At 53.2% G+C, this 25,874-nt stretch carries 21 protein-coding genes; 15 read left to right on the top strand and 6 right to left on the bottom strand.

What is annotated here, in order from left to right; genetic code table 11:
* Positions 1-2 precede the first annotated feature (2 nt).
* A complete protein-coding gene (gene dppD, locus QUF14_RS21465) occupies positions 3-986 on the top strand; it encodes a dipeptide ABC transporter ATP-binding protein (RefSeq protein WP_001196489.1) in 984 nt (327 codons plus the stop codon).
* Positions 983-1,987 carry a dipeptide ABC transporter ATP-binding subunit DppF gene (gene dppF, locus QUF14_RS21470; RefSeq protein WP_000107015.1) on the top strand — a complete coding sequence of 335 codons (1,005 nt, stop codon included), beginning with the start codon at positions 983-985 and terminating at the stop codon, positions 1,985-1,987. The genes dppD and dppF overlap by 4 nt, the downstream gene beginning before the upstream one ends.
* 29 nt (positions 1,988-2,016) lie before the next feature.
* Here the strand turns inward: dppF and QUF14_RS21475 are convergent, their stop codons facing one another.
* A complete protein-coding gene (locus QUF14_RS21475) occupies positions 2,017-3,288 on the bottom strand; it encodes an aromatic amino acid transport family protein (RefSeq protein ID WP_001353583.1) in 1,272 nt (423 codons plus the stop codon).
* Between the two features lie 230 nt (positions 3,289-3,518).
* Positions 3,519-3,692 carry a hypothetical protein gene (locus QUF14_RS21480; RefSeq protein WP_286333542.1) on the bottom strand — a complete coding sequence of 58 codons (174 nt, stop codon included), beginning with the start codon at positions 3,690-3,692 and terminating at the stop codon, positions 3,519-3,521.
* A 71-nt stretch (positions 3,693-3,763) separates the two neighbouring features.
* On the opposite strand from QUF14_RS21480, the gene QUF14_RS21485 reads away from it, so the two are divergent.
* The 4 genes from QUF14_RS21485 to QUF14_RS21500 all read left to right on the top strand — a co-directional run bounded on the left by QUF14_RS21485 (position 3,764) and on the right by QUF14_RS21500 (position 5,321).
* Positions 3,764-3,871 carry a type I toxin-antitoxin system toxin Ldr family protein gene (locus QUF14_RS21485; protein WP_286333079.1) on the top strand — a complete coding sequence of 36 codons (108 nt, stop codon included), beginning with the start codon at positions 3,764-3,766 and terminating at the stop codon, positions 3,869-3,871.
* A 375-nt stretch (positions 3,872-4,246) separates the two neighbouring features.
* Entirely contained in the window at positions 4,247-4,354 is a 108-nt protein-coding gene (locus QUF14_RS21490; RefSeq protein WP_000170738.1) for a type I toxin-antitoxin system toxin Ldr family protein, read from the top strand.
* A gap of 376 nt (positions 4,355-4,730) precedes the next feature.
* Positions 4,731-4,838: a type I toxin-antitoxin system toxin Ldr family protein gene (locus tag QUF14_RS21495; protein WP_001295224.1), complete on the top strand. Its 108-nt coding sequence runs from the start codon at positions 4,731-4,733 to the stop codon at positions 4,836-4,838.
* 375 nt (positions 4,839-5,213) lie between these two features.
* Positions 5,214-5,321 (top strand): type I toxin-antitoxin system toxin Ldr family protein, encoded by a 108-nt coding sequence (locus tag QUF14_RS21500; protein WP_000170737.1) that lies wholly within the window; start codon positions 5,214-5,216, stop codon positions 5,319-5,321.
* 86 nt (positions 5,322-5,407) lie between these two features.
* Here the strand turns inward: QUF14_RS21500 and bcsG are convergent, their stop codons facing one another.
* Genes bcsG through bcsE form a run of 3 tightly spaced genes read right to left on the bottom strand, consistent with a single transcriptional unit; the run spans position 5,408 to position 8,843 of the window.
* Positions 5,408-7,087 (bottom strand): cellulose biosynthesis protein BcsG, encoded by a 1,680-nt coding sequence (bcsG, locus tag QUF14_RS21505; RefSeq protein WP_000191597.1) that lies wholly within the window; start codon positions 7,085-7,087, stop codon positions 5,408-5,410.
* Positions 7,084-7,275 (bottom strand): cellulose biosynthesis protein BcsF, encoded by a 192-nt coding sequence (gene bcsF, locus QUF14_RS21510; protein ID WP_000988308.1) that lies wholly within the window; start codon positions 7,273-7,275, stop codon positions 7,084-7,086. Before bcsF ends, bcsG begins: the two co-directional genes overlap by 4 nt.
* On the bottom strand, positions 7,272-8,843 hold the full coding sequence (gene bcsE, locus QUF14_RS21515; protein WP_001204924.1) for a cellulose biosynthesis c-di-GMP-binding protein BcsE: 1,572 nt from the start codon (positions 8,841-8,843) through the stop codon (positions 7,272-7,274). The genes bcsF and bcsE overlap by 4 nt, the downstream gene beginning before the upstream one ends.
* 271 nt (positions 8,844-9,114) lie before the next feature.
* On the opposite strand from bcsE, the gene bcsR reads away from it, so the two are divergent.
* From bcsR to QUF14_RS21560, 9 genes are all read left to right on the top strand, one after another.
* Positions 9,115-9,303, top strand: a complete 189-nt coding sequence (bcsR, locus tag QUF14_RS21520; protein WP_001063314.1) for a cellulose biosynthesis protein BcsR — start codon at positions 9,115-9,117, stop codon at positions 9,301-9,303.
* Positions 9,304-9,314: 11 nt separating this feature from the next.
* Positions 9,315-10,067, top strand: coding sequence for a cellulose biosynthesis protein BcsQ (gene bcsQ, locus QUF14_RS21525; RefSeq protein ID WP_000279529.1), 753 nt, complete (start codon positions 9,315-9,317; stop codon positions 10,065-10,067).
* Complete coding sequence (gene bcsA, locus QUF14_RS21530) at positions 10,064-12,682, top strand: UDP-forming cellulose synthase catalytic subunit (protein ID WP_100734049.1); 2,619 nt, start codon at positions 10,064-10,066, stop codon at positions 12,680-12,682. Before bcsQ ends, bcsA begins: the two co-directional genes overlap by 4 nt.
* A gap of 10 nt (positions 12,683-12,692) precedes the next feature.
* A complete protein-coding gene (gene bcsB / locus QUF14_RS21535; protein ID WP_001355017.1) occupies positions 12,693-15,032 on the top strand; it encodes a cellulose biosynthesis cyclic di-GMP-binding regulatory protein BcsB in 2,340 nt (779 codons plus the stop codon).
* Positions 15,033-15,038: 6 nt separating this feature from the next.
* On the top strand, positions 15,039-16,145 hold the full coding sequence (gene bcsZ, locus QUF14_RS21540; RefSeq protein ID WP_001353587.1) for a cellulose synthase complex periplasmic endoglucanase BcsZ: 1,107 nt from the start codon (positions 15,039-15,041) through the stop codon (positions 16,143-16,145).
* Positions 16,127-19,594 carry a cellulose synthase complex outer membrane protein BcsC gene (gene bcsC / locus QUF14_RS21545; RefSeq protein WP_100734050.1) on the top strand — a complete coding sequence of 1,156 codons (3,468 nt, stop codon included), beginning with the start codon at positions 16,127-16,129 and terminating at the stop codon, positions 19,592-19,594. The genes bcsZ and bcsC overlap by 19 nt, the downstream gene beginning before the upstream one ends.
* Positions 19,595-19,675: 81 nt before the next feature.
* Positions 19,676-21,664 (top strand): biofilm formation regulator HmsP, encoded by a 1,989-nt coding sequence (hmsP, locus tag QUF14_RS21550; protein WP_001266332.1) that lies wholly within the window; start codon positions 19,676-19,678, stop codon positions 21,662-21,664.
* 182 nt (positions 21,665-21,846) lie between these two features.
* Positions 21,847-23,133 carry a C4-dicarboxylate transporter DctC gene (gene dctA, locus QUF14_RS21555; protein WP_000858214.1) on the top strand — a complete coding sequence of 429 codons (1,287 nt, stop codon included), beginning with the start codon at positions 21,847-21,849 and terminating at the stop codon, positions 23,131-23,133.
* 219 nt (positions 23,134-23,352) lie between these two features.
* Positions 23,353-24,849, top strand: coding sequence for a M16 family metallopeptidase (locus tag QUF14_RS21560; RefSeq protein ID WP_001163147.1), 1,497 nt, complete (start codon positions 23,353-23,355; stop codon positions 24,847-24,849).
* Between the two features lie 95 nt (positions 24,850-24,944).
* Here the strand turns inward: QUF14_RS21560 and kdgK are convergent, their stop codons facing one another.
* The gene (kdgK, locus tag QUF14_RS21565) at positions 24,945-25,874 is read right to left on the bottom strand and encodes a 2-dehydro-3-deoxygluconokinase (RefSeq protein ID WP_024211998.1); all 930 of its coding nucleotides are present in this window, start codon (positions 25,872-25,874) and stop codon (positions 24,945-24,947) included.

Raw genomic sequence — 25,874 nt, forward strand, 5'->3', positions numbered from 1 at the left:
AGATGGCGTTATTAAATGTAGATAAATTATCGGTGCATTTCGGTGACGAAAGCGCACCGTTCCGCGCCGTAGACCGCATCAGCTACAGCGTGAAACAAGGCGAAGTGGTCGGAATTGTGGGTGAATCTGGCTCCGGTAAGTCGGTCAGTTCACTGGCGATTATGGGGCTGATTGATTATCCGGGCCGCGTGATGGCAGAAAAGCTGGAGTTTAACGGCCAGGATTTGCAGCGTATCTCGGAAAAAGAGCGCCGCAACCTGGTGGGTGCCGAAGTGGCGATGATCTTCCAGGACCCGATGACCAGCCTCAACCCGTGTTACACCGTAGGTTTCCAGATTATGGAAGCAATTAAAGTGCATCAGGGCGGTAATAAGAGCACTCGCCGTCAGCGGGCGATTGATCTGCTGAATCAGGTCGGTATTCCCGATCCGGCATCGCGTCTGGATGTTTACCCGCATCAGCTTTCTGGCGGCATGAGCCAGCGTGTGATGATCGCCATGGCGATTGCCTGTCGGCCAAAACTGCTGATTGCTGATGAGCCGACCACCGCGCTGGACGTGACCATTCAGGCGCAAATCATCGAACTGCTGCTGGAGTTGCAGCAGAAAGAGAACATGGCGCTGGTGTTGATTACCCATGACCTGGCACTGGTGGCGGAAGCGGCGCATAAAATCATCGTCATGTATGCAGGCCAGGTGGTGGAAACAGGCGATGCCCACGCCATCTTCCATGCGCCGCGTCATCCGTATACTCAGGCATTGCTGCGCGCGCTGCCGGAATTTGCCCAGGACAAAGAACGTCTGGCGTCATTGCCTGGCGTCGTTCCTGGCAAATACGACCGACCGAATGGCTGCCTGCTTAACCCGCGTTGCCCCTATGCCACTGACAGATGCCGTGCTGAAGAACCGACGCTGAATATGCTCGCTGACGGGCGTCAGTCCAAATGCCATTACCCACTTGATGATGCCGGGAGGCCCACACTATGAGTACGCAAGAGGCCACCCTGCAACAACCGCTGTTGCAGGCTATCGACCTGAAAAAACATTATCCGGTGAAGAAAGGCATGTTCGCGCCGGAACGTCTTGTAAAGGCGCTGGATGGCGTTTCGTTTAATCTTGAACGTGGCAAAACGCTGGCAGTAGTGGGTGAATCTGGCTGCGGTAAGTCGACCCTCGGTCGGTTGCTGACGATGATCGAAACGCCCACCGGTGGTGAGCTGTATTACCAGGGGCAGGATCTGCTCAAGCACGATCCGCAGGCGCAGAAGTTGCGTCGGCAGAAAATCCAGATCGTCTTCCAGAATCCCTATGGCTCGCTGAATCCGCGTAAAAAAGTCGGGCAAATTCTCGAAGAGCCGCTGCTGATCAACACCCGTTTAAGCAAAGAACAGCGTCGGGAAAAAGCGTTGTCGATGATGGCAAAAGTCGGCCTGAAAACCGAGCATTACGATCGCTATCCGCATATGTTCTCCGGCGGTCAGCGTCAGCGTATCGCCATCGCCCGTGGTCTGATGCTCGACCCGGATGTGGTGATTGCCGATGAACCGGTATCCGCGCTGGACGTCTCGGTACGTGCGCAGGTGCTCAACCTGATGATGGATTTGCAGCAGGAACTGGGGCTGTCTTATGTCTTTATCTCGCACGACCTGTCGGTGGTGGAGCACATTGCTGATGAAGTGATGGTGATGTACCTGGGCCGCTGCGTGGAGAAGGGGACGAAGGAGCAAATCTTCAATAATCCGCGACATCCGTACACCCAGGCGCTGCTCTCCGCGACGCCACGCCTGAACCCGGACGATCGTCGCGAGCGCATTAAGCTCACCGGTGAACTGCCAAGCCCGCTGAATCCACCGCCGGGTTGCGCCTTCAACGCCCGCTGTCGTCGGCGCTTCGGCCCCTGCACTCAGTTACAGCCGCAGCTAAAAGACTACGGCGGTCAACTGGTAGCCTGCTTTGCTGTTGATCAGGATGAAAATCCACAGCGTTAACTCACAAAACCGGGGCCATGCGCTCCGGTTTACTCAATCAGCTTCAACAGTGGCGACAAGCATAACAAAATGCCGTACAGCAGAATCATCCAGGCTTTAAACCCGCGAAGTTTTTCCAGTTGTGAGACTTTATAGATCAGGAAAAATGGAATGAGGCACGACACAATGCCATATAACGGGCTTCCCAACTGAAAGAACACCAGCACCGATACACGAAACGAAACCCAAATCGTCAACGTAATGACGATAAAAGCGCAGATCGCCAGAGTCAGCATGCGTGAGTTAATTTTCTTGGTATCAATAATTCGGCTTAACAGATTGAGAATAATGCCTTTAATGGCCTCGTGGAAACCGAGATAAATGCCAAAGAATGCGGTCAGTACGGCAAAGATATTCAGCACCGTAGAGGTGATATGAATGATATGCCCAGGGATCACCTGCGCGGCCAGTGCCAGTGCCGAGATATTTTGTTCAAAGGCAGAAACGGCTTCTTCGTGGCTAATTGAGAAGGTAAACGAAAAGGCAAAAAACAGGATCACCGCGATGAGCGTGACATAACTAATTCGGTGGGTACGCAGCGCGAGCCGGGTTGCCAGTACTTTATCCGCTTCCCGTTTGCGGTAGGCAATATTCATCGGGTTTAGCACCTGAATAAATACCGCAGAAAAGAAGCAAAAGGGAATGGTAAGCAGGACATCGCGGAAAAAGACGGAGGCTTGCGGGAAGGCGGTTATATTGGCGAAATTCCAGTGCGGGATCATCGCAAAACCGAACACGACGATAATCCCTACTTTGACCACCACCATTGGCCCGGAAATCTTAAACAGTAATCGTTCACCACCAGACGCAATTGCCACCAGTACGGCGAAAATGGCGACTTTATAAAGTAGAGATTGTGAAAGATCGGCATCGGTTAAACCGAAGGTTTTCAGGTACGAGGCGCTGTCGAAAACCACGGAGAGAGAGTAGATAAAAATCCCGTGGATAATCATCAAAAAGTAGATAACCCCGAGGAAAATTCCCCAGTTCTTCCCCAGGTAATGACTGATAATATCGGTGTAGTCATTACAGGAATCGCTTTCAGAAAGGGTTTTTAAATAAATGTCCTGCACTACCCAGGTGGCAGGATAAGCAATGATCGCTGCGGTAATAAATACCCAAATTCCCTTCAAGCCAATTTGTACTGGCATCAGCACGGTTCCGGCACCAATCGCCATGCCTATGCATAATAAAACCCAGCCGAAGTCGTAGCGTGTAAACGGCATTTTCTGATCGTGTTTCGGTAGTGTGTTGTGCTGCATAAAGTCCTGTCCAGAAAGAAGTCGGCCTCGCAAAAATGAATAAACCCAGTTTCTCTTGCGCAACAGGTGGAGAAGTCGAATACGCAGTATGTAAAAAATGAGGCAATAGATTCACTGGGGAGGTCGCGAGGAGGCGCAATTCTACAAAATTGCGCATTTCACTACCAGTCTGGAGTCAGCCCGGATATGAACTGCAACTATTGCAAATAAAGAAATTAAGCTGGAAGGCATCACGCAATGAGGAAGATTGCCGGGTGCTGACGGTAAAAAGCAATCGTAAAATCAGCGGCAAGCCGGAAAGGTTCCGGTGAGGCGCAATGTTGCGGGGGCTTAATCCCTGGTGGCATTGGTTGCTGGAGAGAGAAAACCCCCGCACGTTGCAGATATTCACCTGACAACATCACGGGGGCTAATCTTGAACCTAGACCACTCAAGAATAGCCGCGAAACGTTGTCATTACAACACAGGCGGCTATATGACGCTCGCAGAACTGGGCATGGCCTTCTGGCATGATTTAGCGGCTTCGGTCATTGCTGGCATTCTTGCCAGTCTGATCGTGAACTGGCTGAACAAGCGGAAGTAACGTGTCAGACGGGCGTCAGGCTGCCGTAATGGCAATTTGCGCCCGGACCAGGCCGCAGGGATAAAACTCTGCGGCCTTTTTCGTAAGAAAAATGCAACGGTTGCAAGCGGATAATATTCTGCGGAATGCGCAGCACAGAGTGAAGAAGTGATGGATTCTGGAACAGAAAAACAGTCGTAGAATCAGCGGCAAGCCGGAAGGGTTCCGGTGAGGCGCAATGTTGCGGGGGCTTTATCCCTGGTGGCATTGGTTGCTGGAGAGAGAAAACCCCCGCACGTTGCAGGTATGCACCTGACAACATCACGGGGGCCATTCTTGCATCCAAACAATACAAGAATAGCCGCGAAACGTTGTCATTACAACAGAGGCGGCTATATGACGCTCGCAGAACTGGGCATGGCCTTCTGGCATGATTTAGCGGCTCCGGTCATTGCTGGCATTCTTGCCAGTCTGATCGTGAACTGGCTGAACAAGCGGAAGTAACGTGTCAGACGGGCGTCAGGCTGCCGTAATGGCAATTTGCGCCCGGACCAGGCCGCAGGGATAAAACTCTGCGGCCTTTTTCGTAAGAAAAATGCAACGGTTGCAAGCGGATAATATTCTGCGGAATGCGCAGCACAGAGTGAAGAAGTGATGGATTTCGACGAACAAAAATGGCCGTAGAATCAGCGGCAAGCCGGAAGGGTTCCGGTGAGGCGCAATGTTGCGGGGGGCTTTATCCCTGGTGGCATTGGTTGCTGGAGAGAGAAAACCCCCGCACGTTGCAGGTATGCACCTGACAACACCACGGGGGCCATTCTTGCATCTAGACCATTCAAGAATAGCCGCGAAACGTTGTCATTACAACAGAGGCGGCTATATGACGCTCGCAGAGCTGGGCATGGCCTTCTGGCATGATTTAGCGGCTCCGGTCATTGCTGGCATTCTTGCCAGCATGATCGTGAACTGGCTGAACAAGCGGAAGTAACGTGTCAGACGGGCGTCAGGCTGCCGTAATGGCAATTTGCGCCCGGATCAGGCCGCAGGGATAAAACTCTGCGGCCTTTTTCGTAAGAAAAATGCAACGGTTGCAAGCGGATAATATTCTGCGGAATGCGCAGCACAGAGTGAAGAAGTGACGGATTCCGGAACAGAAAAACAGTCGTAGAATTAGCGGCAAGCCGGAAGGGTTCCGGTGAGGCGCAATGTTGCGGGGGCTTTATCCCTGGTGGCATTGGTTGCTGGAGAGAGAAAACCCCCGCACGTTGCAGGTATGCACCTGACAACATCACGGGGGCTAATCTTGAACCCAAACAACTCAAGAATAGCCGCGAAACGTTGTCATTACAACAGAGGCGGCTATATGACGCTCGCAGAACTGGGCATGGCCTTCTGGCATGATTTAGCGGCTCCGGTCATTGCTGGCATTCTTGCCAGTCTGATCGTGAACTCGCTGAATAAGTGGAAGTAACGTGTCATGCGGGCGTCAGGCTGCCGTAATGGCAATTTGCGCCCGGATCAGGCCGCAGGGGTGAAACTCTGCGGCCTTTTTCGTTCTTATTGCGGGTAAGGCACCCAGTCGCCGCCGTTCAGGCGAACGTACGGTTTATCCTGGTATTGAATAACTACTGCATTTGAGTTCTCGGAGACCGGTGCTGTTTGTGGCAACCCACTGGTGAGTTTTTTCCAGTCAACATTGTCTTCGGTGAAAATCTTACCATCAAGAACGCGAACCACCAGATCGGAGATAGCCAGGAAGCTGCTCGGTTGGTTGATGACAATCGGTGCCCCCTGATGTGGTGCCTTCATGCCGAAGAATTTCACCCCAACGGGGACGTCTGTGATAGACGGGCTAGGGATATCACGTAGGCCAGATACCTGCATTCTGTCGCCCTTCAGCGCGCCACCGTGTTCCGGCACCACTACCACCATCACTTTACGACCCGATTTCTCCAGTTCAGTAAAGAAGGCGTCCAGCTCATCAAAGAATTTCTGCGCTCGCGCTTTGTAATCCGCTGTTTTGCTGACGCCCGGATAATGGTTGCCGTCATGCAGTGGAAGCGTGTTGTAGAACGTGGCACTACGGCTGTTTTTATCTTTTTCGGTAACGTCCAGCCAGCGGTTAAGCACGGCGGTATCGTCATAAACCGGCGAACCATCAAAGCCCAACAAAATAACCGGCAGATTTGTTTGATCCATCAATTCGGTCTGCATGCCGCCATTTTCGCGAACTTCTTTCAAAAAACCGCCGAACTGGCCGTTATGTCCCATCATCAGGTGCTGGGTAAAGCCCAGTTTCGACAGGTTATCAAACAGATAGCAGTCGTTATTTGCCGGTTGATACAGATTAGTGTGCGAAGTCTGCCCGCAGCTGGCGCGCAGTAAACGGATCGCCGCCGGGCCACTGTAGGAGGTGGCGGAGTTAAAGTTCTTGAACTCAATATCGAAATGCGACCACAGCGGATGCGACATCAACCCGGCGGCTTCAATATCCGACCAGGAAAGCGAACAGATATTAATCACCAGTAGTTCAAATGGCTGAGCATCAGCGGGCAGCGAAGACGGGAAGGTCGATTTACGTTTCGCCTCCGCGTTATAGAAATTATTCAGCCAGGCGTTAAGGTTCGCCGTTGTTGGCGGTGCAGTTTGTGCGGGCATATCACCCACTACCGGTGCGCCACCCGTCGCCGCAACGGTTGCCGCTGCGTTACCACCCGTCGTTGTTACAGTGGTCGTCGGTTGACCGGCAGGCCACAAGGAGAAACTTGGTCCCGCCAGGGTAAGTACGTTCAGCCATAGCAGAATGGCAACCACAAAAACGGTAATGCGAATCCATTGTGACAGGAATAACCAGGCCACTAATAAAACAAAAATGGCCCCAATCATCTGCCAGTTAATAAAGCGTGTGACAAGGTCGATTAAATAATCGGTACTGAACCCCGCCACCTGCGAACCCTGGCTCATTATGCTTTCCGGGCCAGGCAACCAGGTGTCATGCCAGAACAAAGCAAAGCCGATCGGCAGGGCAATCCAGTGGCGTAAGCGATGCAGGCTGTAGCGCGGAATGGGCATCAGCAGAAACGCGGCAAACACCAGATTGAGGAGCGGATGGAAGTTAAGATATCCCGCCCACAACAGGCCGAACTTAACCAGAAAATAGAAGTTCCAGCCGGAAAGGCCGCGCCAGTATTGCCAGAGGGAAGAAGGCATGGCGGTATTTTGCGTAAATTGAGTCATTTTTTGGTTGCCCTGGCTTTTTCCGTGCGGCGTAACGTCCCGGCCGGTTTAACATAACGAGGTTTAGCAAAGAACAAACGTAAGGTGTCGCGAATGCGTCGCAAAGAGTGCCGCGCCAGATAGCCCAGCGGGAAAAATATCAGTGCGCAAACGACAATAATTTCAATGATATCGCTGATGGTCATCATGATGAGCGCTCCACAGTATCATCTAACAGTCGCATTGGTTCTGGTATTCTTCGCCAGTGGCGCCCATCGTGCTCGGCATTGATGACCGGTTTAGAACTTTGCGTTAAAGGCAGCGGCATGCCCCATTGTTCTGGAGCAAGCAGGCGCATCTGCACCAGCTCGGCACTGATTTGATCATCTTCAAACCAGACCATACGGTTTGAGAAAATGTCGCCAGTCGGCAATGGGAAAATATGATTCAACGCGGTATCCAGATCGTTAATCCGACAGAATGAGAGAAACAGCACCAGCCGATTACCGCCAATGGTCATGATATCGCCGGTACGGTTAGGGCGACACAGCGTCAGGGCTTGCTCAACGCGGATACCCGGTACCGGACGTAGGGCAACCAGAACGCCTTTACCATGTGCAGGCAAGAGAGGGTTATTCATCATGTTGTTAACGGCATTACAGAACACATCCCACTTCTGGAAACCACGCAGTTTGAGCGGCTGGGTCATTGACAGCAAGGTAGTGATATCTTCCGGCACATAGCGACTAAACTTCTGCCCTTGCACGCTTTCGATCATCGTCAGACAGCGGGAGAGTGGCGCATTCCACGGGATAACCATATTTGCACCGCAGGCCAATAATAAACGTTCATCGGTGGCGCGCAGGCTTGCAGTATTTTCCCGTACGAGGATTTTCATCGCACTACCGCGCTGGCGACGCAGAGTATGAATGCTGCGGGCCAGTGGCTCGATTTGCGCATTTTGCTGTAAAGAAAAGACCACCGTCGCCGCCTGAGCTGTACGGGCTTCATTGAACAGAACTTCGTTATTGTTGAACAGTTGCCAGTGTTCCGATAGGGGCGGTGCACCTTCCAGTACAGCAACATTACTCAGAATGCGTTTTTCGTCGCTGCGTGGTTGGATCTCCGCCTCTTCGCTTTGAACTAATGTCCAGATACCATTTTGTTGCTGAACGCTAAGCTGCTGACGGGCGCTGACCCCTTTTTCGTTGCACCAGAAGGCAATATCCAGCAAATGTTGGTCGCCCTGAAAACGCAAACTGGCAAGACCAAAAAGTGAACGGTATTCCTCAAGCAACAATGAAAATTGTTTATCGTTATTATTTCCGGGATTAATTACCAAAAGCGAACAATGGTTTAACCTGCTCCATTTATTCATTTTATCCAACCATGAGCGAAGCCGCTCGGCAGGAATGTTTTGCCATGCGTTATTTGCGCAAACAAGAATAAAAAGGTAATTATTGGGATCAATAGAACACTGCAAATCACGGGCCAAATAGTATAGACCTTTTTCATGATTTAGCATTGAAAATAATTTTATTTTTTCCGGCCCTTGAGAATCATCTAATTGAAAGATTTTCGCCGGATCGCTGTCCATGCTAATGACCGCGACGTGTGCGGTTTCAGCCTGGGATGCAATTGTTTGATTCGCCAGACTGATAGCATCTTCATGGCGATCGACGTTAAACCACCAGACGCCGCCTGCTGGCATATGTCGCAGCTCATCCCATAATGATGAGATACCGATAGAGAATACAGGGTCCACAATGTCCCTCATGTCATCATTTTGTCTGATTATCAGTTTACTAGCGAAAGCTAAGAAATAAACCTACCATTGAAATTAAAACTTATCAGATTTAGCATGTGAATCAATTTAGCAGGTCACAAGACGTGTGATTTTAGTCTTTTCGTTTTTAACTTTTTTTGTTGCGTAACGGAAAGTCAAAAAGTGAGCAAATTCCCGTCTCGCCGTAAACAATAAACCGGCGAAATGCTCACGGTTAGAATTGTCTCATGAACGGTACGGTTATTTCATAGGGATCAAGCAAATGAATAACAATGAACCAGATACTCTGCCTGATCCCGCGATAGGCTATATCTTCCAGAATGATATTTTGGCGTTAAAGCAGGCGTTTTCACTACCTGATATTGATTATGCCGATATTTCCCAACGCGAACAGTTGGCCGCGGCATTAAAACGCTGGCCGTTGCTGGCAGAGTTTGCGCAACAAAAGTAGGGGATTGGTGAATGGCCGTACTGGGATTGCAGGGGGTGCGGGGAGGCGTGGGGACAACAACCATCACTGCCGCATTAGCCTGGTCATTACAAATGTTGGGAGAAAATGTCCTGGTGGTCGATGCCTGCCCGGACAATTTGTTGCGCCTGTCATTTAACGTTGATTTTACCCACCGTCAGGGCTGGGCCAGAGCCATGCTGGACGGTCAGGACTGGCGTGACGCCGGGTTGCGCTATACCTCGCAGCTCGATTTGCTGCCTTTTGGTCAGTTATCCATTGAAGAACAAGAAAATCCTCAGCACTGGCAAACCCGGTTGAGCGATATTTGCTCCGGCTTACAGCAACTCAAAGCTAGCGGGCGTTACCAGTGGATTTTGATCGACTTACCGCGTGATGCCTCACAGATAACCCACCAGTTGCTGAGTTTGTGCGATCACTCGCTGGCAATCGTCAATGTGGATGCCAACTGCCATATCCGGCTGCATCAGCAGGCGCTGCCGGATGGCGCGCATATTTTGATTAATGACTTCCGTATCGGCAGTCAGGTTCAGGACGATATTTACCAGCTTTGGTTGCAAAGCCAGCGCCGATTACTGCCAATGCTCATTCATCGTGATGAAGCGATGGCTCAATGCCTGGCGGCTAAGCAACCAGTCGGTGAATACCGCAGTGATGCGCTGGCGGCTGAAGAGATACTGACGCTGGCTAACTGGTGCCTGTTGAACTATTCCGGGCTGAAAACGCCAGTCGGGAGTGCATCATGAGTATCCTGACCCGGTGGTTGCTTATCCCGCCGGTCAACGCGCGGCTTATCGGGCGTTATCGCGATTATCGTCGTCACGGCGCGTCGGCTTTCAGCGCGACGCTCGGCTGTTTTTGGTTGATCCTGGCCTGGATTTTTATTCCGCTGGAGCACCCGCGCTGGCAGCGTATTCGCGCAGAACATAAAAACCTGTATCCGCATATCAACGCCTCGCGTCCGCGTCCGCTGGATCCGGTCCGTTATCTCATTCAAACCTGCTGGCTACTGATCGGTGCGCCGCGTAAAGAAACGCCGAAACCGCGCAGGCGGGCAATTTCAGGTCTGCAGAATATTCGTGGCCGTTACCATCAGTGGATGGACGAGTTGCCTGAGCGCGTTAGCCATAAAACACAGCATCTTGATGAGAAAAAAGAACTCGGCCATTTGAGCGCCGGGGCGCGGCGGTTGATCCTCGGTATCATCGTCACCTTCTCGCTGATTCTGGCGTTAATCTGCGTTACCCAGCCGTTTAACCCGCTGGCGCAGTTTATCTTCCTGATGCTGCTGTGGGGTGTAGCGCTGATCGTACGGCGGATGCCGGGGCGCTTCTCGGCGCTAATGTTGATTGTGCTGTCGCTGACCGTTTCTTGCCGTTATATCTGGTGGCGCTACACCTCTACGCTGAACTGGGACGATCCGGTCAGTCTGGTGTGCGGGCTTATACTGCTGTTCGCTGAAACGTACGCGTGGATTGTGCTGGTGCTCGGCTACTTCCAGGTGGTATGGCCGCTGAATCGTCAGCCAGTACCGTTGCCGAAAGATATGTCGCTGTGGCCGTCGGTGGATATCTTTGTCCCGACTTACAACGAAGATCTCAACGTGGTGAAAAATACGATTTACGCCTCGCTGGGTATCGACTGGCCGAAAGACAAGCTGAACATCTGGATCCTCGATGACGGCGGCAGGGAAGAGTTTCGCCAGTTTGCACAAAACGTGGGGGTGAAATATATCGCCCGTACCACTCATGAACATGCGAAAGCAGGCAACATCAACAATGCGTTGAAATATGCCAAAGGCGAGTTCGTGTCGATTTTCGACTGCGACCACGTGCCGACGCGCTCATTCCTGCAAATGACCATGGGCTGGTTCCTGAAAGAAAAACAGTTGGCGATGATGCAGACGCCGCACCACTTCTTCTCACCGGATCCGTTTGAACGTAACCTGGGACGTTTTCGTAAAACGCCAAACGAAGGCACGCTGTTTTATGGTCTGGTGCAGGATGGCAACGATATGTGGGACGCCACTTTCTTCTGCGGTTCATGTGCGGTGATTCGCCGTAAGCCGCTGGATGAGATTGGCGGCATTGCTGTCGAAACGGTAACCGAAGATGCGCATACTTCTCTGCGTTTGCACCGTCGTGGCTACACTTCAGCGTATATGCGTATTCCACAGGCGGCGGGGCTGGCGACCGAAAGTCTGTCGGCGCATATCGGCCAACGTATTCGCTGGGCGCGTGGGATGGTGCAAATCTTCCGTCTTGATAACCCGCTCACCGGAAAAGGACTGAAGTTTGCTCAGCGGCTGTGCTACGTCAACGCCATGTTCCATTTCTTGTCGGGCATTCCAAGACTGATCTTTCTGACTGCGCCGCTGGCGTTCCTGCTGCTGCATGCCTACATCATCTACGCGCCAGCGTTAATGATCGCTCTGTTTGTGCTGCCGCATATGATTCATGCCAGCCTGACCAACTCGAAGATCCAGGGCAAATATCGCCACTCTTTCTGGAGTGAAATCTACGAAACGGTGCTGGCGTGGTATATCGCACCACCGACGCTGGTGGCGCTGATTAACCCGCACAAAGGCAAATTTAACGTCACCGCCAAAGGTGGACTGGTGGAAGAAGAGTACGTCGACTGGGTGATCTCACGGCCCTACATTTTCCTGGTATTGCTCAACCTGGTCGGTATTGCGGTCGGTATCTGGCGTTACTTCTACGGCCCGCCAACCGAGATGCTCACTGTCATCGTCAGTATGGTGTGGGTGTTCTACAACCTGATTATTCTCGGTGGTGCGGTAGCGGTATCGGTAGAAAGCAAACAGGTTCGCCGATCGCACCGCGTGGAGATGACGATGCCCGCGGCAATTGCCCGCGAAGATGGTCACCTCTTCTCGTGTACCGTTCAGGATTTCTCCGACGGTGGTTTGGGGATCAAGATCAACGGTCAGGCACAGATTCTGGAAGGGCAGAAAGTGAATCTGTTGCTTAAACGCGGTCAGCAAGAATACGTCTTCCCGGCCCAGGTGGCGCGCGTGATGGGTAATGAAGTTGGGCTGAAATTAATGCCGCTCACCACCCAGCAACATATCGATTTTGTGCAGTGTACGTTTGCCCGTGCGGATACATGGGCGCTCTGGCAGGACAGCTATCCGGAAGATAAGCCGCTGGAAAGTCTGCTGGATATTCTGAAGCTCGGCTTCCGTGGCTACCGCCATCTGGCGGAGTTTGCGCCTTCTTCGGTGAAGGGCATATTCCGTGTGCTGACTTCTCTGGTTTCCTGGGTTGTATCGTTTATTCCGCGCCGCCCGGAGCGGAGCGAAACGGCACAACCATCGGATCAGGCTTTGGCTCAACAATGATGATAACGCGATGAAAAGAAAACTATTCTGGATTTGTGCAGTGGCTATGGGGATGAGTGCGTTCCCCTCTTTCATGACGCAGGCGACGCCAGCAACGCAACCACTGATCAATGCTGAGCCAGCTGTAGCCGCCCAGACGGAACAAAATCCGCAGGTGGGGCAAGTGATGCCGGGCGTGCAGGGCGCTGATGCCCCCATCGTGGCGCAGAACGGTCCTTCGCGTGATGTGAAGCTGACCTTTGCGCAAATTGCGCCACCGCCGGGCAGCATGGTGCTACGTGGCATTAACCCGAACGGCAGCATTGAGTTTGGTATGCGCAGCGATGAAGTGGTGACGAAGGCGATGCTCAACCTCGAATACACGCCATCGCCATCGTTACTGCCTGTCCAGTCGCAGTTAAAGGTTTATCTCAATGATGAACTGATGGGCGTGCTGCCAGTGACCAAAGAACAGTTGGGTAAAAAAACGCTGGCACAAATGCCAATTAACCCACTGTTTATTACCGACTTCAACCGTGTGCGGCTGGAGTTTGTCGGTCATTATCAGGACGTGTGCGAAAACCCGGCCAGCACCACGCTTTGGCTGGATGTTGGGCGGAGCAGTGGACTGGATCTGACCTATCAGACCCTGAATGTGAAGAATGATCTGTCACACTTCCCGGTACCATTCTTTGACCCGCGTGATAACCGCACCAACACCTTGCCGATGGTCTTTGCGGGTGCGCCGGATGTTGGGCTGCAACAAGCATCTGCCATTGTCGCCTCGTGGTTTGGTTCGCGTTCTGGCTGGCGTGGGCAGAACTTCCCGGTGCTCTATAACCAACTGCCGGATCGCAATGCCATCGTTTTTGCCACTAATGACAAACGCCCGGACTTCCTGCGCGATCATCCGGCGGTAAAAGCCCCGGTGATTGAGATGATCAACCATCCACAGAATCCTTACGTCAAACTGCTGGTGGTCTTTGGTCGTGACGACAAAGACCTGTTGCAGGCAGCGAAAGGTATCGCTCAGGGTAACATTCTGTTCCGTGGTGAAAGCGTGGTAGTGAATGAAGTGAAACCGCTGCTACCGCGTAAGCCGTACGATGCGCCGAACTGGGTGCGTACCGATCGTCCGGTCACCTTTGGTGAACTGAAAACCTATGAAGAACAGTTACAATCCAGCGGTCTTGAGCCAGCAGCGATTAACGTTTCGCTAAACCTGCCGCCGGATCTCTACCTGATGCGCAGTACCGGCATTGATATGGATATCAACTATCGCTACACCATGCCGCCGGTGAAAGACAGTTCGCGGATGGATATCAGCCTGAATAACCAGTTCCTGCAATCCTTCAACCTGAGCAGTAAACAGGAGGCGAACCGCCTGCTGCTGCGTATTCCGGTATTACAAGGTTTGCTGGATGGCAAAACGGATGTCTCTATTCCGGCGCTGAAACTGGGCGCGACCAACCAGTTGCGGTTCGACTTTGAGTATATGAACCCGATGCCGGGCGGTTCGGTGGATAACTGTATTACCTTCCAGCCGGTGCAGAATCATGTGGTGATTGGTGACGACTCCACCATCGACTTCTCGAAGTATTACCACTTCATCCCGATGCCGGATCTACGCGCCTTTGCTAACGCGGGCTTCCCGTTCAGCCGGATGGCGGATCTGTCACAAACCATCACCGTGATGCCGAAAGCGCCTAACGAAGCACAGATGGAAACCTTGCTGAATACCGTTGGCTTTATCGGTGCGCAGACGGGCTTCCCGGCGATTAACCTGACGGTGACCGATGATGGCAGCACCATTCAGGGCAAAGATGCCGACATCATGATTATCGGTGGTATCCCGGACAAACTGAAAGACGACAAGCAGATCGACCTGTTGGTGCAGGCGACCGAAAGCTGGGTGAAAACGCCGATGCGCCAGACCCCGTTCCCCGGCATTGTGCCGGACGAGAGCGATCGCGCGGCAGAAACTCAATCAACGCTGACCTCTTCCGGTGCGATGGCAGCGGTGATTGGCTTCCAGTCGCCGTATAACGACCAGCGTAGCGTGATTGCGCTGCTGGCAGATAGCCCACGCGGTTATGAAATGCTTAACGATGCGGTGAACGATAGCGGCAAACGCGCCACCATGTTCGGCTCGGTCGCGGTGATCCGCGAGTCCGGTATCAATAGCCTGCGTGTTGGCGACGTCTATTACGTTGGCCATCTGCCGTGGTTCGAACGCTTATGGTATGCGCTGGCAAACCATCCGATTCTGCTGGCGGTGCTGGCGGCAATCAGCGTCGTGCTGCTGGCCTGGGTACTGTGGCGTTTGCTGCGTATTATCAGCCGTCGTCGTCTTAACCCGGATAACGAGTAATTGAAGATGAATGTGTTGCGTAGTGGACTCGTGACGATGCTGCTGCTGGCTGCCTTTAGTGTTCAGGCTGCCTGCAACTGGCCTGCCTGGGAGCAGTTCAAAAAGGATTACATCAGTCAGGAAGGGCGCGTCATCGACCCCAGCGACGCGCGCAAAATCACCACCTCCGAAGGGCAAAGTTACGGCATGTTCTTTGCCCTGGCGGCTAACGACCGTGCAGCTTTCGATAATATTCTCGACTGGACGCAGAACAATCTCGCTCAGGGTTCTTTAAAAGAACATTTGCCCGCCTGGCTGTGGGGCAAGAAAGAGAACAGTAAGTGGGAAGTGCTGGACAGCAATTCGGCCTCTGATGGTGATGTCTGGATGGCCTGGTCGTTGCTGGAGGCGGGGCGTTTGTGGAAAGAGCAGCGTTATACCGACATCGGCAGCGCGTTGTTAAAACGTATTGCGCGGGAGGAAGTGGTGACGGTGCCTGGGCTGGGTTCCATGTTGTTGCCGGGCAAAGTGGGATTTGCAGAGGATAACAGCTGGCGTTTTAACCCCAGCTACCTGCCGCCGACGCTGGCGCAGTATTTCACCCGCTTTGGCGCGCCGTGGACTACGCTGCGCGAAACCAATCAACGTTTATTGCTGGAAACCGCCCCGAAAGGCTTTTCGCCAGACTGGGTGCGCTATGAGAAAGACAAAGGCTGGCAGCTAAAAGCCGAAAAAACATTGATCAGCAGCTACGACGCTATCCGTGTTTACATGTGGGTAGGCATGATGCCTGACAGCGATCCGCAAAAAGCGCGGATGCTCAACCGGTTTAAACCGATGGCGACATTCACCGAGAAAAACGGCTATCCGCCGGAAAAAGTCGATGTGGCTACGGGGAAAGCGCAGGGTAAAGGACCGGTCGGTTTTTCTGCCGCCATGCTGCCCTTTTTACAAAACCGCGATGCACAGGCCGTTCAGCGCCAGCGCGTGGCCGATAACTTTCCCGGCAGCGATGCCTATTACAACTATGTGCTGACCCTGTTTGGACAAGGCTGGGATCAACACCGTTTCCGCTTCTCGACAAAAGGTGAGTTATTACCTGACTGGGGCCAGGAATGCGCAAATTCACACTAAACATATTCACGCTTTCCCTCGGTCTGGCCGTCATGCCGATGGTCGAGGCAGCACCAACCGCTCAGCAACAGTTGCTGGAGCAAGTTCGGTTAGGCGAAGCGACCCATCGTGAAGATCTGGTGCAACAGTCGTTGTATCGGCTGGAACTTATTGATCCGAATAACCCGGACGTCGTTGCCGCCCGTTTCCGTTCTCTGTTACGTCAGGGCGATATTGATGGCGCGCAAAAACAGCTCGATCGGCTGTCGCAGTTAGCGCCGAGTTCAAATGCGTATAAATCGTCGCGGACCACAATGTTACTTTCTACGCCGGATGGTCGTCAGGCACTGCAACAGGCAAGATTGCAGGCGACTACCGGTCATGCAGAAGAAGCTGTGGCGAGTTACAACAAGCTGTTCAACGGTGCGCCGCCGGAAGGTGACATTGCCGTCGAGTACTGGAGTACGGTGGCGAAAATTCCGGCTCGCCGTGGCGAAGCGATTAATCAGCTAAAACGCATCAATGCGGATACGCCGGGCAATACGGGCCTGCAAAACAATCTGGCGCTATTGCTGTTTAGTAGCGATCGGCGTGATGAAGGTTTTGCTGTACTGGAGCAGATGGCGAAATCGAACGCCGGGCGCGAGGGAGCCTCTAAAATCTGGTACGGGCAGATTAAAGACATGCCTGTCAGCGATGCCAGCGTGCAGGCGCTGAAAAAATATCTCTCTATCTTTAGTGATGGCGACAGCGTAGCTGCTGCGCAATCGCAACTGGCAGAACAGCAAAAACAGCTGGCCGACCCTGCTTTCCGCGCTCGTGCGCAAGGTTTAGCGGCAGTGGACTCTGGCATGGCGGGTAAAGCCATTCCCGAACTACAACAGGCAGTGCGGGCGAACCCGAAAGACAGTGAGGCACTGGGGGCGCTGGGCCAGGCGTATTCTCAGAAAGGCGATCGCGCCAATGCGGTGGCGAATCTGGAAAAAGCCCTCGCACTGGACCCGCACAGCAGCAACAACGACAAATGGAACAGTCTGCTGAAAGTAAACCGCTACTGGCTGGCGATCCAGCAGGGTGATGCCGCGCTGAAAGCCAATAATCCTGACCGGGCAGAACGCCTGTTCCAGCAGGCGCGCAGTGTCGATAACACCGACAGCTATGCGGTGTTGGGGCTGGGCGATGTGGCGATGGCGCGAAAAGATTATTCCGCCGCCGAACGCTATTACCAGCAGACGCTGCGCATGGACAGCGGCAATACCAACGCCGTGCGCGGGCTAGCGAATATTTACCGCCAGCAATCGCCAGAAAAAGCCGAAGCGTTTATCGCCTCGCTCTCTGCCAGCCAGCGGCGCAGCATTGATGATATCGAACGTAGCCTGCAAAACGATCGTCTGGCACAGCAGGCAGAGGCACTGGAAAAACAGGGCAAATGGGCGCAGGCAGCAGCACTTCAGCGGCAACGACTGGCACTGGACCCCGGCAGTGTATGGATTACTTACCGACTTTCGCAGGATCTCTGGCAGGCCGGACAACGCAGCCAGGCCGATACGTTAATGCGCAATCTCGTGCAGCAGAAGCCGAACGACCCGGAGCAGGTTTACGCTTACGGGCTGTACCTTTCAGGTCACGACCAGGACAGAGCGGCACTGGCGCATATCAACAGCCTGCCGCGTGCCCAGTGGAACAGCAATATTCAGGAGCTGGTTAATCGGCTGCAAAGCGACCAGGTGCTGGAAACCGCTAATCGCCTGCGAGAAAACGGTAAAGAGGCAGAAGCAGCAGCGATGCTGCGCCAGCAACCGCCTTCCTCGCGTATTGATCTGACGCTGGCTGACTGGGCGCAACAACGACGTGATTACGCTGCTGCCCGTGCTGCATATCAGAATGTCCTGACGCGGGAGCCAACTAACGCTGATGCCATTCTTGGCCTGACGGAAGTGGATATCGCTGCCGGTGACAAAGCGGCGGCACGTAGCCAACTGGCGAAACTGCCTGCCTCCGATAACGCCTCCCTGAACACACAGCGGCGCGTGGCGCTGGCGCAGCTTGGCGATACCGCAGCGGCGCAGCAGACGTTTAACAAGCTGATCCCGCAGGCAAAATCTCAGCCACCGTCGATGGAAAGCGCGATGGTACTGCGCGACGGTGCGAAGTTTGAAGCACAGGCGGGCGATCCAACGCAGGCGCTGGAAACCTACAAAGACGCGATGGTTGCATCCGGTGTGACCACGACGCGTCCGCAGGATAACGACACCTTTACCCGGCTGACTCGTAACGACGAGAAAGATGACTGGCTGAAACGCGGCGTGCGCAGCGATGCGGCAGATCTCTACCGCCAGCAGGATCTTAACGTCACCCTCGAGCACGATTACTGGGGGTCGAGCGGCACCGGTGGTTACTCCGATCTGAAAGCGCACACTACCATGTTGCAGGTGGATGCGCCGTATTCTGACGGGCGGATGTTCTTTCGCAGTGATTTCGTCAATATGAACGTCGGCAGTTTCTCCACTAATGCCGATGGCAAATGGGATGACAACTGGGGCACCTGTACATTACAGGACTGTAGCGGCAACCGCAGCCAGTCGGATTCCGGTGCCAGCGTGGCGGTCGGCTGGCGAAATGACGTCTGGAGCTGGGATATCGGCACCACGCCGATGGGCTTCAACGTGGTGGATGTGGTCGGCGGCATCAGTTACAGCGATGATATCGGGCCGCTGGGTTACACAGTTAACGCCCATCGTCGGCCCATCTCCAGTTCTTTGCTGGCCTTTGGCGGGCAAAAAGACTCCCCAGGCAATACCGGGAAAAAATGGGGCGGCGTGCGTGCCGACGGCGTGGGGCTAAGCCTGAGCTACGATAAAGGTGAAGCAAACGGCGTCTGGGCATCGCTTAGCGGCGACCAGTTAACCGGTAAAAATGTTGAAGATAACTGGCGCGTGCGCTGGATGACGGGCTATTACTATAAGGTCATCAACCAGAACAATCGCCGCGTGACAATCGGCCTGAACAACATGATCTGGCATTACGACAAAGATCTGAGTGGGTACTCACTCGGTCAGGGCGGTTACTACAGCCCGCAGGAATACCTGTCGTTTGCCATTCCGGTGATGTGGCGTGAGCGGACAGAAAACTGGTCGTGGGAGCTGGGGGCGTCTGGTTCGTGGTCGCATTCGCGCACCAAAACCATGCCGCGGTATCCGCTGATGAATCTGATCCCGACTGACTGGCAGGAAGAAGCTGCGCGGCAATCCAACGATGGCGGCAGCAGTCAGGGCTTTGGCTATACGGCGCGGGCATTACTTGAGCGTCGCGTCACATCCAACTGGTTTGTCGGTACGGCAATTGATATCCAGCAGGCGAAAGATTACGCGCCCAGCCATTTCCTGCTCTACGTACGTTATTCCGCCGCCGGATGGCAGGGTGACATGGATTTACCGCCGCAGCCGCTGATACCTTACGCCGACTGGTAAGTTTTCAGATAGCGCCTCTCTTAATGCCGCTGCGATCGGGTATACTCGGGCGGCAATCTGGGATTTCCGGGGGGAGACAATTTGCGCGTAAGTCGCTCGTTAACAATCAAGCAGATGGCAATGGTGGCAGCCGTTGTCCTGGTGTTCGTTTTTATTTTTTGCACCGTTTTGCTGTTCCATCTGGTCCAGCAGAATCGCTATAACACGGCTACGCAACTGGAAAGCATTGCTCGCTCTGTCCGCGAACCCTTATCTTCTGCCATTTTGAAAGGCGATATTCCCGAAGCGGAAGCTATTCTTGCCAGCATTAAACCGGCAGGCGTGGTCAGCCGTGCCGATGTGGTGCTGCCTAACCAGTTCCAGGCGCTGCGTAAAAGTTTTATTCCAGAGCGTCCGGTGCCGGTAATGGTTACTCGCATGTTTGAGCTACCGGTGCAAATCTCGCTGGGCGTTTACTCGCTGGAACGTCCGGCAAACCCGCAGCCAATTGCCTATCTGGTGCTACAGGCGGATTCCTTCCGCATGTATAAGTTCGTGATGAGCACCCTCTCAACGTTAGTGACCATTTACTTACTTTTGTCGTTAATATTGACGGTGGCGATTAGCTGGTGCATTAACCGCCTGATTTTGCATCCGTTACGCAATATTGCTCGTGAACTTAACGCCATCCCAGCCCAGGAGCTTGTTGGTCACCAACTGGCATTACCACGTCTGCATCAGGACGATGAAATCGGTATGCTGGTGCGCAGTTACAACCTCAACCAGCAATTGCTGCAGCGCCATTATGAAGAACAGAACGAAAATGCGATGCGCTTCCCGGTGTCGGATTTGCCGAACAAAGCCTTGCTGATGGAGATGCTGGAGCAGGTTGTCGCGCGTAAACAAACCACCGCGCTGATGATTATCACCTGTGAAACCCTGCGTGATACTGCGGGCGTGCTGAAAGAGGCGCAACGAGAAATTCTGCTGCTGACGCTGGTGGAAAAACTCAAATCGGTACTGTCGCCACGTATGATCCTCGCGCAGATTAGTGGTTATGACTTTGCTGTCATTGCCAACGGTGTACAGGAGCCGTGGCATGCTATTACTTTAGGTCAGCAAGTGCTCACTATCATGAGCGAGTGCCTGCCGATTGAACGTATTCAACTCCGTCCGCACTGTAGCATTGGCGTGGCGATGTTCTACGGCGATCTCACCGCCGAACAGCTTTACAGTCGCGCTATTTCTGCGGCATTTACCGCTCGCCATAAAGGTAAGAATCAGATTCAGTTCTTTGATCCGCAGCAGATGGAAGCCGCCCAACAGCGGTTGACGGAAGAGAGCGATATCCTTAATGCACTGGAAAATCATCAGTTTGCGATTTGGTTACAGCCACAGGTCGAGATGACCAGCGGTAAACTGGTCAGTGCGGAAGTGTTACTGCGTATCCAGCAACCGGATGGCAGTTGGGATCTGCCGGATGGCTTAATCGATCGCATTGAGTGCTGTGGGCTGATGGTTACCGTCGGTCACTGGGTGCTGGAAGAGTCCTGTCGACTGCTGGCTGCCTGGCAAGAGCGCGGCATTATGTTGCCCTTGTCGGTAAACCTCTCAGCGCTGCAACTGATGCACCCGAATATGGTAGCGGATATGCTGGAACTGTTAACCCGCTATCGCATTCAGCCGGGAACACTGATTCTGGAAGTGACAGAAAGCCGACGTATTGACGACCCTCATGCAGCGGTGGCAATTCTCCGCCCGTTGCGTAATGCCGGCGTTCGGGTGGCGCTGGATGATTTCGGCATGGGCTACGCAGGGCTGCGTCAGCTGCAGCATATGAAATCGTTGCCAATCGACGTGTTAAAAATCGACAAAATGTTTGTTGAAGGCTTGCCGGAAGATAGCAGCATGATTGCTGCAATTATCATGTTGGCGCAAAGCCTGAACTTACAAATGATTGCCGAAGGCGTGGAGACTGAAGCACAACGCGACTGGCTGGCAAAAGCGGGCGTTGGTATTGCCCAGGGCTTCCTTTTTGCTCGCCCACTCCCTATTGAAATCTTCGAAGAGAGTTACCTGGGAGAAAAGTAGCTACCCCAAACTGATTACAAAACTTTAAAAAGTGCTGGTTTGTGCGAGCCAGCTCAAACTTTTTAACCTTTTTGTTTCAATTATGATCCAGGTACATTTCTGTGATGTTGTCTGGGTGTTATTTTAAGGCCGCAGGTACCCCATAACCTTACAAGACCTGTGGTTTTACTAAAGGACACCCTATGAAAACCTCTCTGTTTAAAAGCCTTTACTTTCAGGTCCTGACAGCGATAGCCATTGGTATTCTCCTTGGCCATTTCTACCCTGAAATAGGCGAGCAAATGAAACCGCTTGGCGACGGGTTCGTTAAGCTCATTAAGATGATCATCGCTCCTGTCATCTTTTGTACCGTCGTAACGGGCATTGCGGGCATGGAAAGCATGAAGGCGGTCGGTCGTACCGGCGCAGTCGCACTGCTTTACTTTGAAATTGTCAGCACCATCGCACTGATTATTGGTCTTATCATCGTTAACGTCGTGCAGCCTGGTGCCGGAATGAACGTCGATCCGGCAACGCTTGATGCGAAAGCGGTAGCGGTTTACGCCGATCAGGCGAAAGACCAGGGCATTGTCGCCTTCATTATGGATGTCATCCCGGCGAGCGTCATTGGCGCATTTGCCAGCGGTAACATTCTGCAGGTGCTGCTGTTTGCCGTACTGTTTGGTTTTGCGCTCCACCGTCTGGGCAGCAAAGGCCAACTGATTTTTAACGTTATCGAAAGTTTCTCGCAGGTCATTTTCGGCATCATCAATATGATCATGCGTCTGGCACCTATTGGTGCGTTCGGGGCAATGGCGTTTACTATCGGTAAATACGGCGTCGGCACACTGGTGCAGCTGGGGCAGCTGATTATCTGCTTCTATATCACCTGTATCCTGTTTGTGGTGCTGGTATTGGGTTCAATCGCCAAAGCGACCGGTTTCAGTATCTTCAAATTTATTCGCTACATCCGTGAAGAATTGCTGATTGTACTGGGGACTTCATCTTCCGAGTCGGCGCTGCCGCGTATGCTCGACAAGATGGAGAAACTCGGCTGCCGCAAATCGGTGGTGGGGCTGGTCATCCCGACAGGCTACTCGTTTAACCTTGATGGCACATCGATATACCTGACAATGGCGGCGGTGTTTATCGCCCAGGCCACTAACAGTCAGATGGATATCGTTCACCAAATCACACTATTAATTGTGTTGCTGCTTTCTTCCAAAGGGGCTGCAGGGGTAACGGGCAGTGGCTTTATCGTGCTGGCGGCGACGCTCTCTGCGGTGGGCCATTTGCCGGTAGCGGGTCTGGCGCTAATCCTCGGTATCGACCGTTTCATGTCAGAAGCCCGTGCGCTGACTAACCTGGTCGGTAACGGCGTAGCGACCATTGTTGTTGCTAAGTGGGTGAAAGAACTGGACCACAAAAAACTGGACGATGTGCTGAATAATCGTGCGCCGGATGGCAAAACGCACGAATTATCCTCTTAATCTCACCACTTATGCCCGCACTCCCTTCCCCGAGTGCGGGTGTTTGCGCATAATTGACCCCTGTGCCTGAACTTACCACCTGGGTGAGTTCAGGTTTATTTCACTTCTTCCGTGACATTTTCATGTTCTTGCGGTCTAACACGAAGTGTTTTTAATGTCATTTAGACTGACCGACAACGGGCAGTTTTTTATTACCAGGATAGTTGATCAGGGGTTCACATGCAGGGCACAAAAATTCGACTTTTAGCGGGCGGTTTGCTGATGATGGCCACTGCTGGCTATGTGCAGGCAGATGCGCTCCAGCCTGATCCAGCATGGCAACAGGGGACGCTTTCCAACGGTTTACAGTGGCAAGTGCTGACCACGCCCCAGCGTCCCAGCGATCGCGTTGAAATTCGCCTGCTGGTTAATACCGGTTCGCTCGCCGAAAGTACACAACAGAGCGGTTACAGTCACGCCATCCCTCGTATTGCGTTAACGCAAAGCGGTGGCCTTGACGCAGCACAGGCGCGTTCATTGTGGCAGCAGGGGATCGACCCTAAACGCCCGATGCCGCCGGTAATTGTCTCTTATGACACCACGCTGTTTAATCTGAGTTTGCCCAATAACCGTAACGACTTGCTGAAAGAAGCGCTCTCTTATCTGGCAAATGCCACTGGCAAACTGACCATCACACCAGAAACCATCAACCACGCGCTGCAAAGTCAGGACATGGTGGCCACCTGGCCTGCCGATACTAAAGAGGGCTGGTGGCGCTATCGTCTGAAAGGATCAACCTTGTTAGGTCATGATCCTGCCGATCCGCTGAAACAACCCGTTGAAGCGGAAAAGATTAAAGATTTCTATCAGAAATGGTACACCCCGGATGCAATGACGCTGCTGGTGGTGGGAAACGTGGATGCGCGCTCGGTTGTCGACCAAATCAACAAAACGTTTGGCGAACTGAAAGGCAAACGTGAAACACCGGCTCCGGTGCCGACGCTTTCTCCGCTGCGTCCTGAAGCGGTGAGTATTATGACCGATGCGGTACGTCAGGACCGGTTATCTATCATGTGGGATACGCCGTGGCAGCCAATTCGTGAATCAGCCGCACTGCTGCGCTACTGGCGTGCGGACCTGGCCCGTGAGGCGCTGTTCTGGCACGTTCAGCAAGCGTTAAGCACCAGTAACAGCAAAGACATCGGTCTTGGATTTGACTGCCGTGTGCTGTATCTGCGTGCGCAGTGTGCCATCAACATCGAGTCACCAAACGACAAGCTGAACAGCAACCTTAATTTGGTAGCGCGTGAGCTAGCGAAGGTTCGCGATAAAGGTCTGCCGGAAGAAGAGTTCAATGCGTTAGTGGCGCAAAAGAAACTGGAGCTGCAGAAACTGTTTGCCGCCTATGCGCGAGCTGATACCGATATTTTGATGGGGCAGCGGATGCGTTCGTTGCAAAATCAGGTCGTTGATATCGCGCCGGAGCAATATCAGAAACTGCGCCAGGATTTCCTTAATAGTCTGACGGTAGAGATGTTAAATCAGGATCTGCGCCAGCAGTTGTCGAACGATATGGCGTTAATTCTTCTGCAGCCGAAAGGCGAGCCAGAATTTAACATGAAAGCGTTGCAGGCGGCCTGGGATCAAATCATGGCCCCATCTACTACTGCTGCCACAACCTCTGTTGCCACGGATGACGTACATCCTGAAGTGACGGATATTCCACCCGCACAGTAATGCCTGATGGTGATGAGTTAGCACAACCATCAGGTATTTATGGATGAGCTGGATAGAGGGGTAACACTTTATCCAGCCTTTTGCATATGCTGCTTTTACGCAGGCATCGCCTCACGCGGGATAATCGCGCCGCGATACTGAATAACGGTACTTGCGGTCAGGTGCCCGCGTTTCGCCGCGTCTTCCGCACTGGCGCCCGTCAAACGTACCGCCAGATAACCGGCACTGAAAGAGTCGCCAGCTGCGGTGGTATCGATCACTTTTTCTTTTGGCAGTTTCACCGCCGGAACATCCACTAACCCTTCGCCAGCAATGGACACCAGGCAAGAATCCGCCCCGCGTTTCACCACCACTTCTTTCACGCCCGCGTTATGGGTGCGCGCAATGACGTCTTCCACCGGTTGTTGACCCCACAGCGCGTCTTCGTCGTCCAGCGTCAGGAAGGCGATATCCGTGCATTCCAGCATTTGCTGGTACATCTGCTGTGTCTCTTCTTTGCTGGCCCACAAGCGCGGACGATAGTTATTGTCGAAAATTACTTTTCCGCCGTTGGCGCGGCATTCGCGCAGCAGGGAAAGCAGCTTTTCGCGGCTGGTCGGGCTTAAGATTGCCAGGCTAATCCCGCTCAGGTAGAGATAATCAAAATTCGCCAGCTCTGCACAAATCGCTGCGGATTGCTCACTCTCCAGCCAAAATTTGGCGGCGGCTTCGTTACGCCAGTAGTAGAACGTACGTTCGCCAGTGCTGTCGGTTTCAATGTAGTAAAGACCCGGCAGACGATTTTCCATCCGCTGGGTCAGGGAAGTATCAACGTTCTCGCCGTGCCAGGCGTCCAGCATCTGCTGACTAAAACTGTCCGTTCCCAGCGCCGTCACGTAATGAACGGTTAATGCCGCAGGATCGACCTGACGGGCGATATAGACGGAAGTGTTCAGGGTATCGCCGCCGAAACCGCGCTTAACGTCCGCGCCTTTCTCGGAAAGCTCAATCATGCATTCGCCAATCACGGCAATCTTTTTGGACAT

It is taken from the genome of Escherichia sp. HH091_1A (assembly GCF_030295175.1).
Lineage (GTDB): Bacteria > Pseudomonadota > Gammaproteobacteria > Enterobacterales > Enterobacteriaceae > Escherichia > Escherichia coli_F.